This is a genomic window from Synechococcus sp. WH 7805 (assembly GCF_000153285.1).
In the GTDB taxonomy this organism is placed as follows: domain Bacteria; phylum Cyanobacteriota; class Cyanobacteriia; order PCC-6307; family Cyanobiaceae; genus Synechococcus_C.
Genome location: NZ_CH724168.1, coordinates 244,764 through 268,210, shown reverse-complemented (window position 1 = coordinate 268,210; position 23,447 = coordinate 244,764). Strand labels below are relative to the sequence as shown.

24 protein-coding genes are annotated in these 23,447 nt (G+C 56.3%); 13 read left to right on the top strand and 11 right to left on the bottom strand.

Translation table 11 applies throughout. The features are described 5' to 3' along the window. Nucleotides 1-67: 67 nt before the first annotated feature. Together WH7805_RS01645 and WH7805_RS01640 are read left to right on the top strand one after the other, a co-directional pair. The gene (locus tag WH7805_RS01645; protein WP_006041191.1) at nucleotides 68-727 is read left to right on the top strand and encodes a Fe2+-dependent dioxygenase; all 660 of its coding nucleotides are present in this window, start codon (nucleotides 68-70) and stop codon (nucleotides 725-727) included. Between the two features lie 48 nt (nucleotides 728-775). Further along, nucleotides 776-1,015 carry a hypothetical protein gene (locus WH7805_RS01640; RefSeq protein ID WP_038004241.1) on the top strand — a complete coding sequence of 80 codons (240 nt, stop codon included), beginning with the start codon at nucleotides 776-778 and terminating at the stop codon, nucleotides 1,013-1,015. Nucleotides 1,016-1,123: 108 nt separating this feature from the next. On the opposite strand, the gene WH7805_RS01635 is transcribed toward WH7805_RS01640, so the two are convergent. Beyond that, a complete protein-coding gene (locus WH7805_RS01635) occupies nucleotides 1,124-2,752 on the bottom strand; it encodes an iron uptake porin (protein WP_006041189.1) in 1,629 nt (542 codons plus the stop codon). A gap of 457 nt (nucleotides 2,753-3,209) precedes the next feature. Between WH7805_RS01635 and WH7805_RS13690 the strand changes: the two genes are divergently transcribed. After that, a complete protein-coding gene (locus tag WH7805_RS13690) occupies nucleotides 3,210-3,818 on the top strand; it encodes a Crp/Fnr family transcriptional regulator (RefSeq protein ID WP_006041187.1) in 609 nt (202 codons plus the stop codon). Between the two features lie 201 nt (nucleotides 3,819-4,019). On the opposite strand, the gene WH7805_RS01630 is transcribed toward WH7805_RS13690, so the two are convergent. Further along, nucleotides 4,020-4,514, bottom strand: a complete 495-nt coding sequence (locus tag WH7805_RS01630; protein ID WP_006041186.1) for a ferritin — start codon at nucleotides 4,512-4,514, stop codon at nucleotides 4,020-4,022. Nucleotides 4,515-5,570: 1,056 nt separating this feature from the next. Here WH7805_RS01630 and aroA point away from each other — a divergent pair. The 4 genes from aroA (at nucleotide 5,571) to WH7805_RS01610 (ending at nucleotide 9,561) form a co-directional block, all read left to right on the top strand. Further along, complete coding sequence (aroA, locus tag WH7805_RS01625) at nucleotides 5,571-6,890, top strand: 3-phosphoshikimate 1-carboxyvinyltransferase (RefSeq protein WP_038004237.1); 1,320 nt, start codon at nucleotides 5,571-5,573, stop codon at nucleotides 6,888-6,890. Further along, complete coding sequence (locus tag WH7805_RS01620) at nucleotides 6,865-7,803, top strand: tRNA (5-methylaminomethyl-2-thiouridine)(34)-methyltransferase MnmD (RefSeq protein ID WP_006041184.1); 939 nt, start codon at nucleotides 6,865-6,867, stop codon at nucleotides 7,801-7,803. Before aroA ends, WH7805_RS01620 begins: the two co-directional genes overlap by 26 nt. Nucleotides 7,804-7,838: 35 nt before the next feature. Continuing rightward, on the top strand, nucleotides 7,839-9,182 hold the full coding sequence (glmU, locus tag WH7805_RS01615; protein WP_006041183.1) for a bifunctional UDP-N-acetylglucosamine diphosphorylase/glucosamine-1-phosphate N-acetyltransferase GlmU: 1,344 nt from the start codon (nucleotides 7,839-7,841) through the stop codon (nucleotides 9,180-9,182). A gap of 184 nt (nucleotides 9,183-9,366) precedes the next feature. Then, nucleotides 9,367-9,561: a hypothetical protein gene (locus WH7805_RS01610; RefSeq protein WP_006041182.1), complete on the top strand. Its 195-nt coding sequence runs from the start codon at nucleotides 9,367-9,369 to the stop codon at nucleotides 9,559-9,561. On the opposite strand, the gene murF is transcribed toward WH7805_RS01610, so the two are convergent. From murF to menD, 6 genes are read right to left on the bottom strand one after another with little or no spacing between them, the layout of a single operon-like run. Next, nucleotides 9,562-10,977, bottom strand: a complete 1,416-nt coding sequence (gene murF / locus WH7805_RS01605) for a UDP-N-acetylmuramoyl-tripeptide--D-alanyl-D-alanine ligase (RefSeq protein ID WP_006041181.1) — start codon at nucleotides 10,975-10,977, stop codon at nucleotides 9,562-9,564. It lies immediately after the preceding gene. After that, nucleotides 10,974-11,711 (bottom strand): hypothetical protein, encoded by a 738-nt coding sequence (locus WH7805_RS01600; RefSeq protein WP_038004235.1) that lies wholly within the window; start codon nucleotides 11,709-11,711, stop codon nucleotides 10,974-10,976. The genes murF and WH7805_RS01600 overlap by 4 nt, the downstream gene beginning before the upstream one ends. A gap of 6 nt (nucleotides 11,712-11,717) precedes the next feature. Then, complete coding sequence (gene glgA, locus WH7805_RS01595; RefSeq protein WP_006041179.1) at nucleotides 11,718-13,292, bottom strand: glycogen synthase GlgA; 1,575 nt, start codon at nucleotides 13,290-13,292, stop codon at nucleotides 11,718-11,720. Nucleotides 13,293-13,351: 59 nt separating this feature from the next. After that, nucleotides 13,352-14,008: a L,D-transpeptidase gene (locus tag WH7805_RS01590; RefSeq protein ID WP_006041178.1), complete on the bottom strand. Its 657-nt coding sequence runs from the start codon at nucleotides 14,006-14,008 to the stop codon at nucleotides 13,352-13,354. Between the two features lie 39 nt (nucleotides 14,009-14,047). Then, nucleotides 14,048-14,923: a 1,4-dihydroxy-2-naphthoyl-CoA synthase gene (gene menB / locus WH7805_RS01585; RefSeq protein ID WP_006041177.1), complete on the bottom strand. Its 876-nt coding sequence runs from the start codon at nucleotides 14,921-14,923 to the stop codon at nucleotides 14,048-14,050. A gap of 14 nt (nucleotides 14,924-14,937) precedes the next feature. Further along, nucleotides 14,938-16,665 carry a 2-succinyl-5-enolpyruvyl-6-hydroxy-3-cyclohexene-1-carboxylic-acid synthase gene (menD, locus tag WH7805_RS01580; RefSeq protein WP_006041176.1) on the bottom strand — a complete coding sequence of 576 codons (1,728 nt, stop codon included), beginning with the start codon at nucleotides 16,663-16,665 and terminating at the stop codon, nucleotides 14,938-14,940. A 102-nt stretch (nucleotides 16,666-16,767) separates the two neighbouring features. On the opposite strand from menD, the gene lepB reads away from it, so the two are divergent. Continuing rightward, complete coding sequence (gene lepB, locus WH7805_RS01575) at nucleotides 16,768-17,385, top strand: signal peptidase I (RefSeq protein WP_006041175.1); 618 nt, start codon at nucleotides 16,768-16,770, stop codon at nucleotides 17,383-17,385. Between the two features lie 14 nt (nucleotides 17,386-17,399). Next, nucleotides 17,400-17,753: a DUF760 domain-containing protein gene (locus WH7805_RS01570; RefSeq protein ID WP_006041174.1), complete on the top strand. Its 354-nt coding sequence runs from the start codon at nucleotides 17,400-17,402 to the stop codon at nucleotides 17,751-17,753. Here WH7805_RS01570 and WH7805_RS01565 read toward each other — a convergent pair. Both WH7805_RS01565 and WH7805_RS01560 read right to left on the bottom strand, forming a co-directional pair. Then, a complete protein-coding gene (locus tag WH7805_RS01565) occupies nucleotides 17,743-18,933 on the bottom strand; it encodes a DUF4336 domain-containing protein (protein WP_006041173.1) in 1,191 nt (396 codons plus the stop codon). The two genes, WH7805_RS01570 and WH7805_RS01565, sit on opposite strands and share 11 nt — an antisense overlap. Before the next feature lie 341 nt (nucleotides 18,934-19,274). Beyond that, nucleotides 19,275-19,616, bottom strand: a complete 342-nt coding sequence (locus WH7805_RS01560; RefSeq protein WP_038004231.1) for a c-type cytochrome — start codon at nucleotides 19,614-19,616, stop codon at nucleotides 19,275-19,277. Between the two features lie 268 nt (nucleotides 19,617-19,884). Here WH7805_RS01560 and WH7805_RS01555 point away from each other — a divergent pair, with 268 nt between their 5' ends. Then, the gene (locus WH7805_RS01555; protein ID WP_232198919.1) at nucleotides 19,885-20,067 is read left to right on the top strand and encodes a DUF3721 domain-containing protein; all 183 of its coding nucleotides are present in this window, start codon (nucleotides 19,885-19,887) and stop codon (nucleotides 20,065-20,067) included. Here the strand turns inward: WH7805_RS01555 and WH7805_RS15065 are convergent. Next, nucleotides 20,061-20,186: a hypothetical protein gene (locus WH7805_RS15065; protein WP_255344557.1), complete on the bottom strand. Its 126-nt coding sequence runs from the start codon at nucleotides 20,184-20,186 to the stop codon at nucleotides 20,061-20,063. The genes WH7805_RS01555 and WH7805_RS15065 overlap by 7 nt on opposite strands. A gap of 381 nt (nucleotides 20,187-20,567) precedes the next feature. On the opposite strand from WH7805_RS15065, the gene WH7805_RS01545 reads away from it, so the two are divergent. From WH7805_RS01545 to WH7805_RS01535, 3 genes are all read left to right on the top strand, one after another. Continuing rightward, nucleotides 20,568-21,059: a hypothetical protein gene (locus tag WH7805_RS01545; RefSeq protein WP_006041169.1), complete on the top strand. Its 492-nt coding sequence runs from the start codon at nucleotides 20,568-20,570 to the stop codon at nucleotides 21,057-21,059. 827 nt (nucleotides 21,060-21,886) lie between these two features. Next, nucleotides 21,887-22,894: a dimethylarginine dimethylaminohydrolase family protein gene (locus WH7805_RS01540; protein ID WP_198005722.1), complete on the top strand. Its 1,008-nt coding sequence runs from the start codon at nucleotides 21,887-21,889 to the stop codon at nucleotides 22,892-22,894. 73 nt (nucleotides 22,895-22,967) lie between these two features. Next, nucleotides 22,968-23,330: a hypothetical protein gene (locus WH7805_RS01535; protein ID WP_006041166.1), complete on the top strand. Its 363-nt coding sequence runs from the start codon at nucleotides 22,968-22,970 to the stop codon at nucleotides 23,328-23,330. The last annotated feature ends 117 nt before the right edge of the window (nucleotides 23,331-23,447 follow it).

The window sequence follows — 23,447 nt, the reverse complement described above, 5'->3', positions numbered from 1 at the left end:
CACAACCATACATCGCACACAGAAGATACGCACCAAATGATCATTTGATACCAATCCTTGCTGGACAATGAACCATCTCAAACTTACACTTCTTTCACGGAAGCAATGCGGATCAATCATCAGCCTTCTCAATCAAGCAGAATGGGTCGATGGTCGTACAACGGCGGGGGCTCAAGCAAGCAGGGGAAAGATCAATCAACAAGTTGAGCAAAGATCCCCTCAGCTCATCGAAATACAAAAAATCGTCCAAGCAGCAATGTGGAATCAACCAGCCATTAAAAGCTTCTGCTTGCCTCGAAAACTTCATCGTTTTCAAATCAGCAAAACAAGCAAAGGTGGAGGTTACGAAAGCCATGTCGATAACGCCTACATGAGCAACGGAAGAAGCGATCTCTCCTTCACGGTCTGTCTTTCCGATCCCAAGAGCTTCGAAGGAGGAAGCCTGGAAATTGACAGCATCAGCGATTCAACCGAATGGAAGCTGCTGCAGGGTGAGATCGTGATTTACCCCAGCACGACATTACATCGGGTCAATACGGTCACCAGCGGCGAAAGAATTGTTTGCGTTGGCTGGATCGAAAGTTACATTAAAAGCGAGACTGATCGAGTTACGTTGTTTCAACTCGACAGTGGTGCTCGTGGGCTGCTAGCCAAACACGGACGAAGTGATGAGTTAGATCAAGTTTTTCTCGCATATACCAATTTACTGAGGTCACTAGGAACATAAGAAGTCACCTCCAACCCTAGAATAATTAATTCAAACCAAAGTTGAAACATGAACCGCTCCACAACACTATCCATTTTCCTAGCGAGTACCGCCGTACTCAGCAGTACATTGACAACTCCTACCAGTCTTGCTGACGCCGGGGCCATTGGTGGAGGCCTCACAGAATGGAACACCGATCAGAATCTTGATGCCGAGGCAGTGAAGGATGCTGATGCTCAACGGGCAGCAGACAAAGCAGATGAAGAGGATATTTGCATTCCGATCGGAGAAGGCGAGAATTGCTGGTAATTCGATGAACCACGCTCAATCAAGAGCAATGGAGTTCAACTACTTTTTGCAAACGAGAAACCCCCTTTAAACAAAGGGGGTATGAAAACAAATGCAAGAACCTAGCGATCAGAACTTAAAGGAGGTCTTCACCAGATAGCCAAAGGTTCCAAAAGACTCAACACCAGTGCCACCATAGGTGTCATTGGTACCTGTCAGTTCACCAAAGGGACGTGAAACATAAAAGACAGCCGGAGTCACAGAGATGTTGTCTGTCACCTGGAACTGATAGAACAGTTCCATCGCGTAGTTGCCATCATCGGGAGTGCCGCTGACGCGAGCCGTTTCAAACTGAGGCTGGCCAATAGCAAAGCCGAGCAAGTTGCCTTTTACGAAGGCATCCTTCCAACCGAGACCCACCATCCAATCTTGTGATGTCTCTTTTTTAGGAATTTCAAATTCCGTCAGGTCGTAGTCGTTGCTGTTGAAAGAAGTCAGGCCCCAACCGGCACTGATGCTGGGAATCCAGCCCGATGTCTCAGGTTGCCACCAAGCACGCAAAGCAACTGCACTAGCATCTTTGAAACCGCGGGAGAATGAGGAATCACCACCACCAACAACGGTGGTCGAAGCACCAAGAGGAGTACCGAAGCCAACCGTTGCTCCGTTCTGGATGTATGCGTAGGCTGCCGAAAGAGACCACTGTGGCCCCCCATAACCAACCTGAGCCAAAAACTTTCCTCTAGAATTATCTGTACCAATACCCCCCTCTTGTGGGTCCGAATTATTGCCGCCTTTCGCTGTGTAGTTCAGTGAAATACTGAACTTAGGATCTAGAGGATTAACTTTGCTGTTTGGTTTCCAGACAACACCAGCACCAGGAGCTGTCGAAGCACCATAAACACCGTAATAACCACCGAGCTTGAACTGTTTGAGAATTTGGCGATACACACTCGGAGCAGCACCAAGCATGTAATAGTTCTCAATCAGAGGACCAGCAAAAACCTTCAGATCGTCACCAACCGGGAATTGATACCAGAGCTTGTCGACCGTGAGATTGTTGGCAGTTTCTTTGGCGACATCCAACTGAGTTTGGTTGCCTGTGTATCCCTTGCCGGAGAAGGCACCCCTGCCAAAATTACCTGCGCGTAGACGTGTGTAGAGCAGGTCCTTACCAGTAAAGCTGGTGTTGAGATTTAGGGTTGTTCGGTAGTTGAACGTGAACGAATCCTGCCCCTGATAGGCAGGGCCTTGCCCCAAATCGTAACCCTCGCCGGTATAGCTAACACCTCCAGTTACGAAGTCCACTTTCCCCCTCAGTTTTGTGGTGGTGGAGAACTGAGTTGCTTCCAGTTTGCCCACGCGAGCTTCCAGACCGTCAACACGGCCCTTGAGGATGGCGAGTTCCTTCTCGAACTCCTTCATCAGGCGCTTGAGCTCGTCGGTCACTTCGGTGACGCGGTCGAGACAGGCGTTCAGCAGGGCAGCCGCTTCAAAGCGGGTCATCGCCCGGTTGCCGCGGTAGGTGCCGTTGGGGTAGCCAGCGACGCAGCCGTAGCGCTCGATCAGGTTGCTCAGTGCCTGATATGCCCAGTCGGTGGGGACCACATCAGAGAACTGAGTGATGCTGGTGACCTGCTCACCGGAAGCGGCGTAATCAGACACACCGTCGATGTTGAGCTCAGTGGCGTTGGCCGCCATGGGAGCCAGCAGGCCCATGGCGGCAGGAGCCACCAGAAGCATCTGGAAAAGATTCATGAATTCCTCACAAAAAAGGAGCGATACCCCGACAAAAAATTAACCGCTTTAAAAACAAAAACCTGTATAAAGTCACAACGCGATCCGACAATTGAGCGAATCAAACGAATCAAAAGATTAGACAGAAGCGATCAATTGATACGAAACAAAGAACATGCTTATCCACACTGAACTAATCGTTGCGTGTCAGCCAACACAAACCAATGATCAGACTCTTGCAAATCAGTCTTACAGGTCTTGTCTTCACAGGCTTCGTAGCAGCCAAAGGGGGATTGGAACAAAACGATCAAGGAGAAACCATCCGCGATCCCAGGAGCGCAGCAGCCCTCCCAGGGATCAGTCAAAAGCCTCCAGACACAGACTAACTACTCTCAATAGATTAACGCTAATGAGAATCGTTTACAAAAGGGCCTCGTTGCAGGTATATTAAAAATGATTCTCATTATCTATTGAGTGCTTGGATTTCCGATTTCTCCCCGATGAACCCAACGGATCAATCCGGGTCCCTCCTGGCCAAACTGTGTTGATCAACAGCCGCGACCACTCCGAATGCCTGAAACTGAACGTTCTTGAAGGAATTGCACGCGTGTATTGCCCATGTGAAGAGACCCAAGGAATGACCCTTGCCTTCTTGCAAGACGGTGATCAACTGCGCACCGATTGCCTCTGCAGTGACGGAGTATGCGTTGAAGCACTAACAAGTCTGCGACTCGAAACCAAAGCAGAAGAAACTGCAGAATATGGCTACGACTCAGTCAACGAGTGGACGCTTCAGCTACTCCGCATTCGCCATCTTGGCCAAGCCGAGCAACGACTTCACGCATTACTTAGCCTGCTGGTGAACCGACTTGGAAAGCGTTACGGAGAATGGTGCAACCTGCCTTTCCGACTGACCCATGAACGGATCGGAGAATTAATCGGCTCAACACGAGTTACTTCGACTCGCTTGATGTCGAAATTAAGGAATGGAAAAATGCTCAAGACGGCGTCGGGAGATGCAGAAATGCGACTTTCACCGGAACTTATCAATACTAGTCCTCTAACATTTTATTCTAAATTAAGCTAATGAGCATTTATAGGCTTATTCAAAAGAAACAGAAAATCAACGAAAGACTTTCTCGAAGTATCAGCTCAAAGCTGAGAATAAGCCTCAACAAGAAGCTTCACTTGGTATCAGAAATTATAGAGAATGTTATTTGCACCTCAAAAAATGCTTCAAAGATTGAGGTTTAATTTACTTTAGAAGCCTTATCCAGGACTGTACATCTTAACGGTTTATCTGGCCTGAACGAACCTCGCCATCAATAACAAACAAAGCTGTCGGATCATTGCCTGCAGATTTAGTTCTTCCATACAGATAAGCATACTGGTCCTCAGATGCAATTTGCTGCTCCAAAATTGGATCTAGAAAAACCGTTGTTCTAACATCATTCTCGCGCTCGGAGGTTGAATACAAGTTTTGAATAGAGCTTGTAGTATCTGCCTCTAACCTAAAAGCATTGTATAAAAGGTCGTCCAATTGTTTCCAGGCCTGGCAAGGTGCTTGAAGAGATTGAAGGTCATTACATTGTGCACGCGCGATTAGGTAGTCAGAGAACTGAATGGCATGACCACGCTCCTCGGCAGATTCATCTCTAAAAAACTTATAATATCCAGCGAGTTCTTTTTCAGCACACCAAATCGACATCGACAAATAAGACATCGATGCTTCTAGCTCCAGATTGATGTGTTGTTGTATGGCAACAACAAGCTCCTGAGACATTGACTCAGCAATCACCCGACCTGAGGGACCATGGGTGGCAATCTCAGAAATGGATGCGGAAGGGACACCAGACACTATTTAATATTTTTTATTTCGTTTAGCATGAGTACTGTTTGAGCTATTGTCAAGTATCAAATGATGCGCATGTGCAGAATATGAATAGGCTATATTTCAACTTGATCTAAAAAAACTAATTGGGGTTTTTGACGTGTGCACTGGGCCCTGCTCAAGACCTAACAGGAGCCTATCTATTAAAAAGCAAAATCGCAGTCATGACACAAAAGTCCAGAAAAAAGGGATGCAAAAAATTAAAATGTTCAAAATGGAAGGGTGAAAAATGCAAATGCGGACGAGATTAACATCATCAGAATTACTTAATTACACACTTTTAATATTCTTACTTTCAATTTTTTATCAATGTCACAAGCATATCGACCAAAGCCCCTGGATGGCCTGTAAAAAGTAAACCTTCATTCTTTTGAATTTCTATCGAGAATTTTTTTAAAAGACAAAAAGCCATATATTCACTCTTTTATTTAGCACTTCAGCGCTAGCAAGCGAAAAGATTATCAATTAATTTACAAATAATCGACTGGCGCCCAAGGGAATGGATAATAAAACCATTTAGCACTGGCAACTGCCAGATTAACCTTCCACGATTATCGATTAAGCTAAAGGCCAATACTTCTTGCCTGCAGTTTGCAAATTGATCTTTAAATAGCCAATTAAACAATAAGATGGCTCACTCCTGAGAGTGAAAGGTTGTGCCCAAGTAAAAATTACAACTTTACTGCTGGATAAGTGTCTCTTACCCCAAGTGAGCCAAAATGAATAATCAGTGCATTTTTCTAAACACTTCGCGTAAAACTGCTTTAAAATTAATCACATTTCACTCCATTGATAACTCGATTAACAGTAACAATTTGATCGTCATATCAATCATTCGATAATCATTCAATTAACCAAAAATCTTAAAAATGTGACTGCAACTATATATTCGGCAACTGGGCAAAGCCGACCAATAGGATCGATGGGTCGAGTCCATCTCCCCACCTAGTGACGTCAACGCCAAAGCCCCCTCGTGATCTCAAGGCAGGAGGTGGACTCAGTGGACGTGTACGTGTGCCCGGTGACAAGTCGATTTCGCATCGTGCACTGTTGTTTGGTGCCATCGCTGAGGGCGTTACAACCATCGAGGGCCTTCTCCCTGCAGAGGACCCGATCAGCACCGCCGCCTGCCTGAGAGCGATGGGGGCAGAGATCAGCCCCATCGCCGAAGGATCCCTGATCCATGTTCAGGGCGTCGGGCTTGATGGCCTGCAGGAGCCGGACACCGTGCTCGATTGCGGCAATTCAGGTACCACCATGCGACTGATGCTCGGGCTGCTTGCTGGCCGCCACGACCGTCATTTCGTCCTCACTGGTGATGCCTCGCTGCGTCGACGCCCGATGCAGCGTGTCGGCCATCCCCTGGCGATCCTCGGCGCCGAAGTCCGGGGACGCGGCAATGGCAACTACGCCCCTCTGGCCGTGCAGGGTCGCCGGCTTCGGGGGGCTGTGGTGGGAACTCCTGTGGCCAGTGCCCAGGTGAAATCAGCCTTGTTGCTGGCGGCACTCACCGCCGAAGGAACTACCACGGTGATCGAGCCGGCACCGTCCCGCGACCACAGCGAACGGATGCTCAAAGCTTTTGGAGCCGATCTCACCGTGGGAGGGGAAATGGGGCGTCACATCAGCGTGCAACCAGGGGCACAACTCAAAGGACAGCATGTGGTGGTGCCTGGGGATATCAGTTCAGCAGCCTTCTGGCTGGTGGCCGGTGCTCTGGTACCCGGCGCCGACCTCACCGTGGAAAACGTGGGGTTGAACCCCACCCGGACGGGCGTTCTGGATGTGCTTGAGCAGATGGGCGCAAAGATCGACGTGCTCAACCGCCGTGATGTGGCCGGAGAACCCGTGGGCGATCTGCGGGTGACCTGCGGCCCGCTGCAACCCTTCCGCTTCGGAGAGGAGATCATGCCGAGGCTGGTGGATGAGGTGCCGATCCTCACGGTGGCGGCCTGTTTTTGCGACGGCGAAAGCCACATCAGCGGAGCCGCCGAGCTGCGGGTGAAGGAAACGGATCGCCTGGCCGTGATGGCCCGTCAACTGAAAGCGATGGGCGCTGATCTCGATGAGACACCCGACGGTCTGGTGATCCGCGGAGGCCGTCCGTTGCGAGGAGCGGTGTTGGACAGTGAAACGGACCACCGCGTCGCCATGAGTCTGGCGGTGGCATCGCTGATGGCGAAAGGTGATTCCACGCTGGAGCGAAGCGAAGCAGCAGCGGTGTCTTACCCATCGTTCTGGGATGACCTTGCCCGACTGCGAACCTGACCACTGGGAACCTGAGCTCGGAGCGCTGCACGCCTACCCGACTGCAGACGGGAGTTTCAGCCTGCACAGCGATCACTTCGGGGAGGCCTTTCACAACTCGGCGGGGGCCCTGAATGAGGCCCGGGCCAAGTTCGTCCAACCCGCAGAACTGGAGCGCTTCAGCACCGGCTCTGGCTTGAAGATCCTCGATGTCTGCCTGGGGCTCGGTTACAACACGGCCGCTGTTCTGGAGGCCTTGCCGTCGGCTGGGACGACGGTGCAGTGGTGGGGACTTGAGCTGGACCGCCGCCCCCTGGAACAAGCCTTGGACCAGGCGAGTTTCCAATCCCTCTGGCCAGCCCCTGTGCTGGCGAAGCTTGAAGCGATCCGCGACCACGGCGGATGGCAGGAGCCCAACAGCCAGGGGATCCAGCTCTGGGGGGATGCCCGATCCATGCTTCAGGAGATTCCTGAGCCCGTTCGCTTCGATCTGGTTCTGTTGGACGCCTTCTCACCCCAGCGCTGCCCGGAACTATGGAGTGAGGAATTCCTGGGAGCTCTGGCGCACCGCCTGACATCGCAGGGGAGACTCCTGACCTACAGCCGTTCCGCCGCCGTGAGAGCGACCCTGCAACGGAACGGTCTGAAGCTGCTCTCACTCCTGCCGGCTCCCGGTGAACGACCAGGCTGGAGCAGCGGCACGCTGGCCGTTCGTCCTGAGGCAGTGATCGCCGATGCAGGACCGGGCTGGAGAGCGCTCTCAACCATGGAGGAAGAGCACCTCCAAACCCGCGCCGCCGTGCCTTTCCGTGACCCCCTCAGCACGGACGACAGCGCTGCGATCCTGCAGCGACGGAGTGTGGAGCAGGCGAGCTGCAACCTGGAACCGACCAATGCGTGGCAACGGCGCTGGCGGCAAGACTCCACTGGCTGATCCCGGTAGATTCCCTCGGGTTCGTTCTGCAGACCATGCTCGCCGTTGCCGTTCTGGCCGCAGGGAAAGGCACCCGCATGAAAAGTGCTCTGCCCAAGGTGTTGCAGCCCCTGGCAGGGGCAACACTCGTGGAACGCGTCCTGGCGAGCGCCCGCAACCTTGAGCCAGAGCGTCGGGTCTTGATCGTGGGCCACCAGGCAGAGCGGGTCGAACAGCAGCTGAGCCACGTGGAAGGGCTCGAATTCGTGTTGCAGCAACCGCAAAACGGCACCGGACACGCTGTTCAGCAGTTGATCGCTCCCCTTCAGAGCTTTACCGGGGAATTGCTGGTTCTCAATGGAGACGTTCCCTTGCTTCGGGCCGCAACCATTGAGCAGCTGGTGGAAACGCACCGCAACAGCGGTGCTGATGTGACATTGCTCACCGCCCGCCTTGAGGATCCAACCGGTTACGGCCGCGTCTTCGCCGATGACGACGGTCGCGTGAGCGCCATTGTTGAGCACCGTGATTGCACCGAAGAGCAGCGACGCAATTCCCTCACCAACGCTGGGATCTACTGCTTCAACTGGAGCAAGCTCCTGGCCGTACTGCCCAACCTCAGCACCGACAACGATCAGGGTGAGCTGTATCTCACCGATACCGTCTCCATGCTGGAGCGCGCCATGCATGTGGAGGTGGCCGACGCCGATGAAGTGAACGGAATCAACAACCGTCGTCAGCTGGCCCAGTGCGAAACCCTCCTCCAGCAGCGTCTTCGCGACCATTGGATGGATCAGGGCGTGACCTTCGTGGATCCATCCAGCTGCACCCTGAGTGAGTCATGCCGGTTTGGACGCGACGTTGTGATCGAACCCCAGACCCATCTGCGTGGTGTATGCAGCATTGGCGACAACTGCCGCCTCGGGCCTGGAAGCCTGCTGGAGGATTCCGAGCTGGCCGAGAATGTGAGCGTGCTGCATTCAGTGGTCCGCGGCGCCAAGGTGGCTCGGGATGTGGCCATTGGCCCCTTTGCCCATCTCAGGCCAGCGGCTGACATCGGCGAAGGGTGCCGCATCGGCAACTTCGTTGAAGTGAAGAAGAGCACCCTGGCCGCAGGCAGCAAGGTGAATCACCTGAGTTACATCGGTGATGCTGAGCTTGGAGCGGATGTGAATGTGGGTGCGGGTACCATCACGGCGAATTACGACGGTGTCAACAAGCACCGCACCGTGATTGGAGACCGAAGCAAAACCGGAGCCAACTCCGTCATGGTCGCCCCTATCACCATCGGCAACGATGTGACGATCGGTGCTGGTTCCACCATCACCAAGGATGTCCCTGATGGTTCCCTCGCCCTGGGCCGTGCCAAACAATGGGTGAAAGAGGGCTGGAACTCCTGAAAGAAACAGGATTGTTCTGATGCAGTGGTCAGCGAATCACCATCAAATTGCGTCCTTGAGAAGGAAAGATCAAGGAAGAATTAACCCCCAAGAAACTTATTCAAATCACCAGATTCTCTTCACTTCGCGATGATGGCAAAAGGCCATTCATGCGTGAGGTTGGTGGTATCAATCCTCTGGATTCATGCACGACCAAAAGCGTTACACCGTGCGCTACCGCGATGCCAACAGCAATCGCGTTGAAGGTTGCTACTACGCCGGCGATGCCTTTGAGGCTCGAGTCCTGGCCATGGAGATGATCAAGTACATCAAAGACCATCCCAATGCCATCGATCTGATCCGCTGCGAAGAAGGCCACTCCAGCCTGGTTGCCGCCTGATCAGCCGATCAGTGCGTTCTGCAGGGAAGGAATCAGGCGCTCCAGCGCCACACCACGGCTGGCCTTGAGAAGCACTGTGTCTCCAGGCTTCAGCCATTCCGCCAGAGGAAGGGCCGCCTGTTCAGGGGTCTCAACCCGTTCAAATCGACTGAGGGAGCCTGCAGCGACCTCCATCGCTTCGCCTTCCTCACCGCCCGCGACGACCACCAATCCATCAAGCTGAAGATCGACGGCCTTCTGAGCCACCCTCCGGTGCAGATCAACGCTGCGACTGCCAAGTTCCAGCATGGTTCCTAAAACCGCATAACGACGTCCCGGTTGATGAGCAAGTAATTGCAAAGCGGCAAACACCGCTTCCGGTGATGCGTTGTAGGTCTCATCGAGCAGGGCGATTCCCCCAAGGGACAGTCGCCGGTTCCGACCTCCTGGCACCTGCACATCCAAGGCCTGAATGGTTTGCAGAGAGACCTTGAGTTCTTGGGCGACCGCCAGAGCCAACATGAAGTTGCGGGCATTGTGTCGTCCCTCGAGAGGACAGTGAAAGCGCAGGCCGTTGAATGCCAGCGACTGATCCTCCGGCAGAAAATGACCCACAAGATCGGGGGTAGGAAGGTCTCCTGAGGTCAGCCCACTGACCTCAGGGCCATTCTCAGGCTCATCCCCATCGAGAGCCACACGCAGGATGCGTCCTGTCCAGCACCGCGACAGAGCATCCTCAAGAAGAGCATCACCAGCTGGGATCACCACAATCCCGAGGGGCGATAAAGCCGCAGTGATCTCGCATTTGGCTGAGGCGATGGCCGCCCGACTCCCCAACCGGCCGATATGAGCGGTGCCGATGTTCGTGATCACTGCAATCTGCGGTTCAGCACAGCGCGAGAGACGCTCAATCTCACCGGCTCCACGCATTCCCATCTCCACAACCACGGCCGCATGCTCGCGATGAGCACCCAGAAGGGTGAGGGGAACGCCGATGTCGTTGTTGTTGTTGCTGTCGCTGGCTTGAACATCGCCCAGGGGAGCCAACGCTGAGCGGATCAATTCGCGGGTGGTGGTCTTTCCGGCTGATCCAGTCACCGCCACCACGGCAGCGCTCAGCTGCCGGCGATGGAGGGTGGCGAGCTGCTGATAGGCCAAAAGCGTGTCCTCCACTCGCCAGTGCAGCAAACCGTCGGGCACAGCATGGGCACAATCCCTGGCCACGAAAGCGGCCTGGGCTCCCCTCTCCACAGCATTCGCGAGAAAGCGATGCCCATCAAAACGTTCCCCTCGCAGCGGAATGAAGAAGGACCCAGGCTCCAGGGTCCGGCTATCGGTGCAGACCGGTCCGAGGGCCTCGGAAAGGTCTGGTCGAGGACCACCTGCCCAGAGGGGCTGCCCCCAGAGCTGCACCAGCTGGGAAAGCTGCAGCGTCACGGTGTTGTCTGCGGATCGAACATGATCATGCCGTTTCCGACGCGGGATGGCCGTGCCAGCAGATGGTGGTCGGTATCTTCCAGGGTGAGATCGTCGTAACCCTCCTCCTGAAGCTGTTCCCACCAGGCTTCCGTGCGATTGAGGCGTTGGGACGGCGGCAGTTCCCTCCACTGTTTCGCATCCAGCGTCAGCACAGCCCCATTGCGCTCCGGAAGCGGTTGAGCCGTGAGCAGCAGACCCTCCGGGATAGCGGAATCACGATCCACCTCAGCGAGAAGTTTCAGGAGGGGGGTGACCTGCAACAGCGGGAGCTCCGGCTCGGCGGCCACCGGTTCAGCAGCAATCGGTTCAGCAGCAACAGGCTCAGACGGTACGGGCTCCGGAATCGCTGCCAGAGGTCTGGCCTCGGGCAGCGGAGTGGTGACGATGCGCTCGACGCCTTGTGGCTCTGGTTCCGCCACGGGCGCGAGCGCTCCCCTGAGTTGGATCACACCAAGAAGCAACACTGCGGTGCCAAGGGCAAGAAGCAGCGGCCAGAACAGCGGTGCCAGATCCTGGGGCCAGAACCCCGGGGTGGAGAGATCTCCCTCACGGTTGCGCCGCCAGAGTTCCTGAAACCGAAGACGGAGGTCGGCCAGCGCAGCGGGAACATCACGGCGCAAGGCCTCCCAAGGACTCTGGTAAGGAGCTGGAAGCGAACGTTTGTCCTGGGGTTCCGCCTGAGGATCAGCCATCCACACTCAGCGTCGCTGTTTACCGAGCAGCCTGGCGAGGGGGTTGCGGCTGGAGCGCACCGGCCTTGAAGAACCGGACGACTCGCTGTTCTCGATCGGGCCATCGTCGGAGGAGGAGAGAGCCGGAGGGGCTGCACCGTGACGGGAGGGATCGGCCTCCTGACCCTGGGAGAACTGCTCCACCGCAGCGGCATCAGGACTGGGCTCCTTGAGACCGCAGACGTCGCGGTACATGAGGTCGTACTCCAGTGCTGAACGGGCCCAGCTGTAGTCCTGCTCCATCCCCCGCCGCTGAAGCTCCGTCCAACTCTCCTGATGGCGGAAGGCCTCCCAAGCCCGAACCAAAGCGGTGTAGAAATCCACAGGTTCGAACCGGTCAAAGCAGAAGCCCGTCCCGGTCTTGTGGCGGGGATCGTGGGGCGGAACGGTGTCGACCAAGCCACCCACCTTGCGCACCACAGGCACGCTGCCGTAGCGCATGGCATAGAGCTGGCTGATACCGCAGGGTTCAAAGCGGCTGGGCATCAGGAAGGCATCACTGCCTGCGTAGATCAAACGCGACAGGGCGTCGTCATAGGTGAGGAACACCGCAACGCGACCTGGATGGCGTGAAGCGAGTTGCCAAAGGCCGGACTCCAGCCCACGATCCCCGGTTCCCAAAACGACAATCTGCGTGTCGGTGTAGGCCAGAAGACGGTCGGCCACCTGAAGCAGCAGATCCACACCCTTTTGATCCACCAGACGACTCACCATGCCCAGCAGGAAGGTGTCGGGGTTCACAGCCAGACCCATCCGTTCCTGCAGCAAAAGCTTGCAGGTGGCTTTCCCAGCAAAATTGGAGGGGCTGAAGGTCGCAGGCAAAGCCTTGTCCGTTGCAGGATTCCAGGCCTCGAGATCGATGCCGTTGAGAATGCCGCGCAGCTTGCCGGAGATGTAATTGAGCAGGCCCTCAAGCTTCTCGCCGTATTCAGAGGTGCGGATTTCCTGCGCGTAGGTGGGCGACACAGCGTTCACCCGGTCGGCGTAGAGCAGTGCTGCCGCCATGGTGTGATCTCCCTGCATGTACCAGGGGCACCAGGTGATGCGATCCAGCTTCCAGCGCCAGGGACCCTGGTACTTGAGGTTGTGGATCGTGAACACCGTGCTGATCTCAGGATCCTGATGCATCCACACCGGAATCATGCCGGTGTGCCAGTCGTGGCAGTGAAGAACCTGGGGCTTCCAAACATTCCAGGCAAATTCCGCCGTCGCGCTGGCAAAGAAGGTGAACCGCCAGTCTTCGTCTTCGCCGCCATAGATCCGCTCGGGATCGAAAACGGGGTGACCCACGAGGTAGAGCGGCAAACCATTCGTCGGGTGTCGTGTCTCAAAGACAGCAAATTCCGTGCCCATGGTCTGGGCCCGCCAGATCGGTTCTGCAGGGATATCCAGAGAGCTCCAGAGCTTGCCGTAGCCGGGCAAGATCAGACGCACATCGTGACCAAGCTCCGCCAGGGCGGGCGGAAGTGAGCCGACCACATCGCCCATGCCGCCCACCTTCACCATCGGTGCACATTCAGCGGCAGCAAAGAGCACGCGCATGGTCAGTTCAACCGATTGTGAGGCGCGACTTTAAGCGCAATCAGTTGGGTTGAGTTCAGTCAGGGAAGCACTGTCACTGGAGTACCGATCCTCACCATCTCAAAGATCTCCTGAACGTTCTCCTCATAGAGACGCACACACCCATGGGATACCGCACGTCCCACCGTCCAGCGGTAAGGGGTGCCGTGAAACCCCGCCACTGTGCAGCCATCAATATCGAGGTACTGCTCACCATCCCAGCCTTTACGGCCTTTGCAATCGCGATGAAAACCAATCCATCGCGATCCCAACGGATTGTTAGCCACCTCGGGGCCCAGCAATTCGCCGCTGACAGGGTGCGTCCACACCGGCTCCTTCACCATCTGCATCACCCGGAACCGTCCGGAAGGGGTTTCCCAGCCGACCGTGCCCACGGCCGCAGGGAACCGACGCGTGAGCAAACCATCGTGGAGCACGAGTAGCTGCCGGTGCTGACGATCAAGCACGAGCTGCAGACCCACACGCTGCAGGAGCTCCGCTGGGACACGGGCCATCGAAACGGCATCGCTGACCGGTGCCGCGAGCGGAGGAATCGGATCCGGTTCCCGTTGCGTTGGAGCCTCAGCCGCCTCAGCCTTGGGAACATCCGCCGCATGCACAGGCCGCAGCCAGGGCAGCGGCGGAAGCGCAGCCAGGGCAAGCAATCCGATGGTTGCTGGAAGGATGCGCTGGAGCATCGCGGCGCCGAAACGAAGTGAACGATGCAACTTTTTTAGCTAGGGGAGCCAGGGGGAGGCTGAAAAGTCAGGGTCCCGCTTCTCAAGGAAAGCGTTACGCCCCTCCTGCCCCTCCTCCGTTCGGTAGAAGAGATGGGTGGCCTGACCCGCCAATTCCTGAATGCCCGCCAGGCCATCAGTTTCAGCATTGAAGGACGCCTTGAGGCAGCGGATCGCCGTGGGGCTGTGCTGCAGCACCTCCTGAGCCCAACGCACGCCTTCGGCTTCAAGCTTGTGCAGCGGAACGATGGCATTGACCAGTCCCATCTGCAGGGCCTGCTCCGCTCCGTAGCGACGGCAGAGAAACCAGATTTCCCTGGCCTTGCGCTGACCCACGACCCGGGCCAGATACCCCGCACCGAAACCGCCATCAAAGCTGCCGACGCGCGGGCCGGTCTGACCAAACACGGCATTCTCTGCAGCAAGGCTGAGATCACAAAGCAGATGCAGCACCTGTCCACCACCGATGGCATACCCAGCCACCAGGGCGATCACCACCTTGGGCAGGCTGCGGATGATCCGCTGCAGATCGAGCACATTCAGCCTGGGCAGCCCGTCCTCATCGAGATAGCCGCCATCACCGCGCACACTCTGGTCACCGCCGGCGCAGAAGGCGTAGCCACCGTCGTCCGCGGGACCGACACCGGTGAACAGCACCACACCGATGCTGCTGTCGTCGCGGATGCGCGTGAAGGCATCACAGAGTTCCACCACCGTGCGAGGCCGGAAGGCGTTGCGCTTGTGCGGGCGATTGATGGCCACCCGCGCAATGCCCGACTGGGCTCGATGCAGCAACACATCGCTGTAATCCCCCCAGGGCTGCCACACCACTCCCGGATCACCAGGAAGCACGGATCGGGAGGTCGGATCGGCCATGGAGGCGGTGGGGATCAGTGTTCTTTTGTACTGCCTTGATCACAGCGGAGCACCTGCTCCACCTCTCGCCGCAGCGTCTGCCGCAAGGCTGCATCAGCAATTCGGTCCGTGCAGACCCGCAGCAGCACCGGTCGCCTCTGGTCCAGTCCCCACTCCAGGGCATGGGGAAGATCCTCGAGGCAGGCCAGCTGACGGGAGGGCACGCCATGGGCCCTGGCCAACGCCAGCGGATCCACTGCCTGGGGCATGGCGAAGAGATGGTCGAACTCAGCCGCCGAACCGGCAGGAATCGGCAGCTGCCCGAAGATGCCGCCGCCGCTGTTGTCAATCAACAGCACCAGCAAGGGCGGTGCTGAGGCCGCCGCCAGCAGCCAGCCATTGCTGTCGTGCAGGAGTGCGAGATCGCCCGTGAGCAGAGCCAGGGGGCCGAGCTCCCGTGCAAGTCCAACGGCCAGAGAGAGGGTCCCATCGATGCCAGAGGCTCCGCGGAAACTGAAGCAACGGCGGTGGCCGGTATCAGCAGCTGCAAACGCCTGCCAGTCCCGAACGGGACTGCTGGCGGCCAGCATCACCGGCATCGCTGGAGGCAACAGCTGAGGCAGACACCGCATCAAGGCCGGTTCACTGACGGGGCCGACTTGGGGCAACTGCTGGGCAAGCGCACGCTCCACGGCCGCATCCAGAGCACGCCAGGCCTTGAGCAAGGCGCTGGGACGTTCTTCAGAGCACACCTGCTGGGGAGAGACGCCGTTCCACCAGCTGGAGAGCCCCTGGCTGCACTGGCTGGCCAGGCCCAGAGGGTCGAGGCCACGGCCGTCTCCCTCGCTGATGAGCCATTGGCCGGGCCCCAGCGTGCGCAACCAGGCTTCAAGCCGGCGGCTGGCCGGGAGAGGGCCAAGACGCAGCACCTGAAGCGATGCCTCCGGCTTGGGCAAACCGGCCGGCAGCATCAGGTCCCAGTGGCGGATCATGCCCGGTAGATCCCGGGGTGCGGCGGCCAGAGGATCCACCAGAACAGGCCAGCCGGTGGTGAGGGCCAGCGCCTGCAACGCCCCTTGGTAGGCCGGGAGGTCTGCCGCCAGACCACGCCAGGGTCCCGCCACCACCACGCCCGGATGCGACCAATCCAGAACTGGACCACCCCATGGTGTGGGAAGCGTCTGCAGCCTGAGCGCCTCCTCACCACTGCCAGAGCGGGGTTGCCATGCCGACCAGAACACCTGCTGCTCAGCCCCACTGGGATGGAGTGGTTCCTCGAACGGCACATTCAGGTGCACGGGCCCTGCCGATCCCATCGCCTTCTCCCAGAGCGTCGCTGCCAGGGTCTGCAGCTGAGCATCGTCCTGGAGATGCAGCCCATCGCCGGGGGTGGTCAGAAACGCGCGGCAAACAGAGCTGAGAAAATCCTCCTGATTCACGGTTTGGTTGGCGCCGCAGTCCTTCAGGCGTGACGGCCGATCGGCCGTGAGCAGCAGCAGAGGAATGCAGGAACGATCAGCCTCGACGGCGGCAGGCAACAGATTGGCGACGGCTGTGCCGGAGGTGGTGATCACCGCTGTGGCACGACCGGACGCCAGGGCAAGCCCGAGGGCATGAAAACCAGCTGAGCGCTCATCGATCGCGGTCACGAGCATCAGCCCAGCACGCCTGGCCAAGCCGCCGGCCGCCAGGGCCAGAGGGGCGGAGCGGCTGCCAGGGCAGAGAACAACCTGCTGAAGTCCCTGCTGCTGCAGATGGGCCAAGAGACTGACAGCGGCCCTGAGATTGGCGATGGCGTGGCTCAGACCGATCGGCGGCGCTGATGCGATCCTCGTGCAGCGTCTGCCCCTGGGTTTTTACCCTCGATGCCCAGCCAACCCGATCAGTCCGACTCACGCCGCAGTGGCTGGACCTCCCTACTCCTGTGGGTGGTTCTGGCACTGCTGCTGCGATGGCAAGTGCTGGAACCCCGTTGGATTCCATCGGGGTCGATGCTGCCAACCCTGCAGCTGCAAGATCGAATTCTGGTGGAGAAGCTGAGGCCGCGGTTCGATCGCGCCACGCACCAGGCGCTGCCCCTGAACAGCATCGTGGTCTTCGCCGTTCCCCCCCAGCTCGTGGCGGCGGGCTACGACCCGAATGCGGCGCTGATCAAACGGGTGGTGGGTTTGCCAGGCGATCAGCTCGAGGTCCGCGATGGACAGCTGCTGCGCAACAACAGCGTGGTGAACGAGCCCTGGCTGGATGAAGCGATCGACTACGCCATGCCGAGCGTCACCGTGCCGGATGGAGCGTTGTGGGTGATGGGTGACAACCGCAATGCCAGTCTTGATTCCCACTTGTGGGGCTCCCTGCCGGACAACCTGGTGATCGGAACGGCCGTCTGGCGGTACTGGCCGCTCACACGGTTCGGTCCGATTCGGTTCTCACAACCGGATTCAACTGTGACGCAGCACACAGCTGCGATAAGTTCAGGGTCCTGACGGAGAGCGGCGGGATGTTTAATCCTGAGTTCCTGACCACGGACAGCCAAGACGGACAACCCGTTAACGGACTGATTCAGTACCTGCAGGATCAATCACCCGATGTTCTCCAGCGCGTCGCGAAATCCGCGAGCAACGACATCCAGGATGTGATCCGTCACAACGTGCAGGGGCTTCTGGGAATGCTTCCCAGCGAACAGTTCGAGGTGAAGGTCACCGCCCATCGCGACAACCTGGCGAACATGCTCGCCTCGGCCATGATGACGGGTTACTTCCTGCGTCAGATGGAGCAACGCAAGGAGCTGGAGGACGCGATGTTCGGCGACGATGACATGGCGATCGGTCCTGACGAAGAACTCAATCTGTGAACGGATCGCGCGGCACCAGCCGGTACCGCACCAGTGTTTTGTCGATTTCAGCAAGAAAATCCCAGTTGCCCTGATCTGGAGCCCAGGGCCTCTGCACGAGTTCCTCTTTGAAAGCAGCGACCACCTCGGGTGTGAACGCGAGAGGAGCGCTGTAGTGCGCTGGCACCAGCCAACGCATGGCCTCAAGGCTGGCCAATTCATCCAACCAACGGAGCAAGGCTTGGCGGGCCCGCGGCAGCACCAACCTCTCCAAGACAGGAGCCACCTGCAGACGCGGGGCCGAATCCCCCATCAAAGCCGATGCTGCCTGATGCCAGCCGTCCTTCCAGGAGAAGGGATACAGCCCGAAGTGCCCACGGGGGGAACGCAAACCCGGACGAAAGGACTGGCGCAACACCTGAAGCAACGAAGGAACGTCCAGCGGTTCCGGCCTCAGGTAAGAGGCGAACAGCACAAGCCGGGCCCAACCGCGACGGCGTGCTTCAACTGAATCCAGAAAAGGTTCATCGCCCCGCTCGCGGGCATGGAACAACAGCGGGGTGGGGTCTGCATCGAACACCGCGGGAGGCTCAGCGCTGATCCCCACGAGTGCATCGGTCACCAGAAGGGCCCCGGAAGGACGGTGAAAACAGCTGATCTCCTGGAACCGACCCACACCGAGATCCAGTGGACCGAGCGACAACCAATCGCAGATCTCTGGGTGGGGCACCCCGTCGTCGAGCAGAACCCGGGTGCGGCGTTCCGGTACCCCCAACCAGCTAAGGGGTAATTGCACGGGGAAACTCCACTGGCCCGGACAGACCCAAACCTCCGCCCGAGGGAAAGCCCGCGCCAGAGGGCCTAGGGGAAGCTTGTGCTCCAGGCCGGACGCCGTCGGCAACACAAGCGACAACACCGGACCATGCTGCTGCTCAAGCGCAGCAATCCCCTGGCAGAGCTCCCGGGTGGGAGGAAGCGGGTTCAACAGCATCAGACCACCGGGCACCTTCACCACCGTGAGCCGGATCGGCACCGCCACGTAATACACCCCCTGAAGCTGCTCAAAGCTCCAGACCTCACCGGGAATCAGCTCTTCGGCATGCGTGGCTCGCCGGCCATAGGGGTAGAGCGGCAGCAGCGGCCAGAAACCCCAGCGCTGATCCGCAGGATTCACACCAGCTCCAGCCACCACACTCCCCATCAATGCAGTGATTCTGCAGAGGAATGGATCAGACCAGGGGACACCCTCGAACACCGGCACTCAACAGGGCTATGAGTTCCCCAACTGAATGCCCTAAACACTCGCCGCAATGGAGAAATCAATTCAAAACGAGTGGTCTTCCACCCTTTGCTGTTCACAACTGAATCAGGAAAGCCGTGTTCACGCTCAGATCGAACAATCAAACAACCTGTAAGAGGAAGAGTCCGTTTCAAAGGAAATACCCTCTTCTATATCTACTCAAAGAAAAAGCCCCTGGTTGTTTGACCAATCAGGGGCTCTATTAAAAACCGTCAAAGTCTCAAATCTGTAGAGTTGACTGCTCAGGCCCAGCCGTTGATCGATTGCGATTCAACATAGGCGGCAACATCAGCGATGTCGTCTGGACCAAGCTTCCCGCCAAACGCAGGCATGCCGTTTTTGCCATTGGTCACCTGGTAAGCGATGGCTTCTTCATGGCCTTCGTTGTAGTTAGCCAGGTAAGCCTTGAGATCGTCCTGTTGGAGCGTGCGTTGACCGTTAACAACGTTGCCTCCACCCATATGACATGCAGCGCAGTTGGCAGAGAAGATCTGCTCGCCATGCGCTGAATCAGCAGCGGATACCATGGATGGGGCAATAAGAGCGATCAAAGCCGCCAGCGCGAGAGAAAGAAAGTGACGCATGAATAGGTCTTTTGACTCATGTATTTTGCGACTGAATCTCCGCGACGTACAGAAGAGGACAATATTCTTCAACAACCTCGCATCAGGCCATAGAAGCGGCCGGAGCTAAATGGTGGCCCTGGATTAAACGAGACACGGCATCCCTTTTGCTCCGTTGCTGGAGGCACAACAACCTCTGCGGCGCACTGATGTCATCAACTGCATAGTAAGGGTTGAATCCAATCAACCGATGAAGCGCGCAGCTCTTTTGTTCAGCTCCATCTTGGTGATGTCCGCAGGTTCAGCCTTCGCCAACCCCCACGGTGGTCAGCCGAAACAGGCGATGTTCAAGACCCAGCAGGAGGCAGAGGAAGCAGCTCCAAGGTTCGGATGCAAGGGAGCACATCAAATGGGGTCCATGTGGATGGTCTGCGCCAAACACGAGGAAGCTGAGCAGCACGGACATCACTGATCAACAAGACCTGCGTGGTGGGGAACATTCGCCTCGAAACAGGCTGAAACAACCCCATCCATCGCAGAGACGTGTACATCGAGCCAGCGCTTGAGCGCTGCTCCTGCCCCCGAAGTCACGCGTTGTAGCCGTCCAGGGAGAAAAGCGGGACTGGCTGCTGGAGTTGAGGTGCGCCTTGCAAAAGCGGAAAATACATGGGTTAAGTACTGACACCCTCTCCCTCCGAATGGTCCGAACGGCGCAAGACGAGAAGAACCGGCAGGTCTCTCTGGGAATCGCCTTTGTGGCGGCAGCCTCTGCGGTCATGATCGCTTTGGTCTTGAGGCTGGGTTACTGCTGCGAGTGGTTCGGGATGCACCCGAAGCTGGGCTGATCGGCACCAAGACGGCTCAGGAGACAGCAATTCAAGATTGAACGGATGATTCAGGGCTTGCCTTCACAAAAGGCAGTAGGCAACGGACCCACGAACCAACAGAATCTGCACAGTGAATGATCGCCGCATGAAGGTGCTGCCCCAACTCCAGAACCTTCTGATCACTGCCTGTTTAGGGCTGCTGTTGTTGTGCAGCGCAGGCCGCGTGGACGCTTGCGTTGAAGGGTTGGCTTGGGGAATGCCGTTGGAGCAGGTGACCACCCATATGGGTGAAGGGAAAACCGTGAACGAAGAGCGGTCCGGTCGCTACGTGACTCGCGATGTGTTTCTGGATCGACTGCCCGTCTCTCAGGCCACCTTTGAAGTCGATCCCGATAAAGGGCTGACGAACCTGGCTTACGAGTTCGCCATCGATGACATGACTGAGGTGCTTGCAGGCCTGCGCGCTCGACACGGCCCACCCCTGAGCACAAGCCTTGAGCACGACAGCCACAACGACCAGGTCTGGGTTTGGAACACAGGTGAAGACCTGATCACAGCCGTGAAGACAGAGAGTGACAGCCAACAGGCTTTTCTGATCTCTTACCGGCCAAGCCGATTGAAGCCCGAAACGCTTTAAAGAGGTTTCCTTCTCAGTCCGTGCAAAGGACTCTGCTGCTTCCCGAGATTCACGTTTTCAATCCAGAGACATTTTCAGCTAAGGAGAAGGTTGTAGTTGCCCACAATTCAGCCCACTTGCACAAAAAACGAGGGACAACTCAGGGACAAGCCCCTCAGACCTATTCCTGTAATAAGGAGCTAAGTGGCAGCAGCGGCCACCAAGGCCAGCTTTGGTCCGCAGGATTCATATCAGCGCCAGCCACCACGCGCCCCATCGATGCAGTGACTTTGCATCAACCAGGCCACATCAGGGAAGCACTCGCAACAACGATGCAAGGGGCAGTGGTAGTGGTGCCTGGGGGCTCAACTGGGAGAGGAAAAATCACGTCGGGCTTAGGCTGACCCGCTTAGGCGCAATCAACACGTCAATTCCAGATTGAGGCGATTCAATTAAGCTAGGCAGAACAACAAAAAAATTCTACAAAGAGCCCATTGCAAGCAGAGAGATTAAATGCTGATAAAACCGAATTCAGTATTCACATTCAAACTTCAGTCAAAGGTTGCAATCAAATCTTCACTGAAGACGATTGTGTTGTTACTAACGAATGAATAGCCCCCACTTCACTATTAACTAGCCAGGTTTAAAGCATTGATCAATATTTTGTTTGTTTCATTTTAAAACATTTATTTGCCGATGCTCAAAGCTTCAGCTAGTAGTAAAAGTGCTTGCTTCATGTTCACGTGCCAGGCTTAAATTCAACCAGACGCAACTTTCTTTGGGGTGCTGCCTCGAGTGCGTCGGCGTTTGCCATTGCGTCTAGCAATTTCAAATCATCCGCAAAGAGCGTGAATCATAAAGCTTCTCCAGACGGCAGAGATGTGTCGGTGGATCATGAATGGGGAACGCTGAAGGAAGTAGTTGTTGGATTGACCAACGTTCGAGTTCCCACCAAAGTTCCGAACACAAGTAAAAATTATTTACCAGAATCATCCATAGAATTCATAGAAAAAAATAGAGGTCAGTGGTTGCAAGAATGCGAACCAGACTTAAATCAGCAATCAATCGATCAAATGAACTCAATTATATCAATACTGCGGGATCGAGGCATCATCGTACATCAGGTCGAAAAGCTTTCCGACGCTGAAACAAATTATTTGGCTGCCGATAGTGATGCAGTAATGCAAACTTTTCCGCGCGATCCAATTCTCGTGATTGGAAATAAGGTGATTGAAACTTCAATGCTTGAGCCCTATCGACGAAAAGAGCGATTTGCGATTCGAAGGACAATTGAAAAACGATTGCAAAAAAGTGGGTCTTTTCTGGTATCCATGCCACAACCTGACCCATATCAATCCAGATCAGTTGGCGACTATGGACCTGGACCATACCTTGAAGGAGGGGATGTTATGTTGGTCGGGAAAGATATTTATGTAGGACATACAGGCAATGCAACGAACCTCGCTGGAATACGCTGGCTAAGTGATTACCTGGGCCAGGAATACAGAGTTCATGCAGTACCATTAAGTCGACGTTTTCTCCATCTTGATACTACGCTTGCTTTACCAAGGCCTGGTCTAGCCATTGTATGTCAGGAAGCATTTACTGAAGGTCTTCCTAAATTCCTCAATGGATGGAAACTTATCAATGTTTCAGCAGATGATGCTGAAAAGAAATTGGGATGCAATGGTCTTGTTCTCAGCAAAGACAGCATTATTATCGGCGACAATCTACCTGGCTTGAAAAAAGAACTTGAAGCTGAAGGTCTTGAGGTGATCACGACTCCGATTGACGCCCTGAGCTGGCAAGGTGGAGGTTTTCGTTGTTGGCATCATCCCCTTATTCGATTGGGGTAAAAACTTGGAATGTCAATCGGTCACCAGTCGCCCGGAAAGGTTTGCATCACTACTTCATGACATCGGCCATCCAATGATCAATGAGCAGAGGAATTTCCTCGATCAAGACTGTGCCCATGAGGCCGTGGCAGCCCGAGCACTCTCGGTGTTCTTCCCCACGCAGGTCGTTGCCCTCGTACAGCGGCATATCTCAGCCAAACGGCTGCTGTGCTCCCTGGATGGGACGTATTCTGCGGGGTTACCGGATGCATCGAAACGCAGCTTTGCCGTCCAAGGCGGAGAGCTAAGCCATTCTGAAGCAATGCGGCTGTTGGCCTTAGAGGGGATGGACGATGCCTTGGCACTGCGGAGCTGGGACAACCGGGCCAAGGTTCATGGGGTTGAAGTGCCCGATCAGGATGCCTGCAGGCAGGTGGTCTTGGACCATCACGAGTAGAGCAAGATCCAAGGGAGGTCAGCTCCCTGTGGGAGTTGCACACCATTGATCCCAAATGCACAAAATTCCAGGAACAACTCAGGGACAAGCCCTTCAGACCGCTTCCTGTGACTGAGA

What these genes read in the sequence shown, in the direction of transcription:
- WH7805_RS01645 (WP_006041191.1), top strand. Translation starts at nt 68, where the DNA reads ATGAACCATCTCAAACTTACACTTCTTTCACGGAAGCAATGCGGATCA.
- WH7805_RS01640 (WP_038004241.1), top strand. Translation starts at nt 776, where the DNA reads ATGAACCGCTCCACAACACTATCCATTTTCCTAGCGAGTACCGCCGTA.
- WH7805_RS01635 (WP_006041189.1), bottom strand. Translation starts at nt 2,752, where the DNA reads ATGAATCTTTTCCAGATGCTTCTGGTGGCTCCTGCCGCCATGGGCCTG.
- WH7805_RS01630 (WP_006041186.1), bottom strand. Translation starts at nt 4,514, where the DNA reads ATGTCTCAGGAGCTTGTTGTTGCCATACAACAACACATCAATCTGGAG.
- WH7805_RS01620 (WP_006041184.1), top strand. Translation starts at nt 6,865, where the DNA reads ATGACCTTGCCCGACTGCGAACCTGACCACTGGGAACCTGAGCTCGGA.
- glmU (WP_006041183.1), top strand. Translation starts at nt 7,839, where the DNA reads ATGCTCGCCGTTGCCGTTCTGGCCGCAGGGAAAGGCACCCGCATGAAA.
- WH7805_RS01610 (WP_006041182.1), top strand. Translation starts at nt 9,367, where the DNA reads ATGCACGACCAAAAGCGTTACACCGTGCGCTACCGCGATGCCAACAGC.
- WH7805_RS01600 (WP_038004235.1), bottom strand. Translation starts at nt 11,711, where the DNA reads ATGGCTGATCCTCAGGCGGAACCCCAGGACAAACGTTCGCTTCCAGCT.
- glgA (WP_006041179.1), bottom strand. Translation starts at nt 13,292, where the DNA reads ATGCGCGTGCTCTTTGCTGCCGCTGAATGTGCACCGATGGTGAAGGTG.
- WH7805_RS01590 (WP_006041178.1), bottom strand. Translation starts at nt 14,008, where the DNA reads ATGCTCCAGCGCATCCTTCCAGCAACCATCGGATTGCTTGCCCTGGCT.
- menB (WP_006041177.1), bottom strand. Translation starts at nt 14,923, where the DNA reads ATGGCCGATCCGACCTCCCGATCCGTGCTTCCTGGTGATCCGGGAGTG.
- lepB (WP_006041175.1), top strand. Translation starts at nt 16,768, where the DNA reads ATGCCCAGCCAACCCGATCAGTCCGACTCACGCCGCAGTGGCTGGACC.
- WH7805_RS01570 (WP_006041174.1), top strand. Translation starts at nt 17,400, where the DNA reads ATGTTTAATCCTGAGTTCCTGACCACGGACAGCCAAGACGGACAACCC.
- WH7805_RS01565 (WP_006041173.1), bottom strand. Translation starts at nt 18,933, where the DNA reads ATGGGGAGTGTGGTGGCTGGAGCTGGTGTGAATCCTGCGGATCAGCGC.
- WH7805_RS01560 (WP_038004231.1), bottom strand. Translation starts at nt 19,616, where the DNA reads ATGCGTCACTTTCTTTCTCTCGCGCTGGCGGCTTTGATCGCTCTTATT.
- WH7805_RS01555 (WP_232198919.1), top strand. Translation starts at nt 19,885, where the DNA reads ATGTCCGCAGGTTCAGCCTTCGCCAACCCCCACGGTGGTCAGCCGAAA.
- WH7805_RS01545 (WP_006041169.1), top strand. Translation starts at nt 20,568, where the DNA reads ATGAAGGTGCTGCCCCAACTCCAGAACCTTCTGATCACTGCCTGTTTA.
- WH7805_RS01535 (WP_006041166.1), top strand. Translation starts at nt 22,968, where the DNA reads ATGATCAATGAGCAGAGGAATTTCCTCGATCAAGACTGTGCCCATGAG.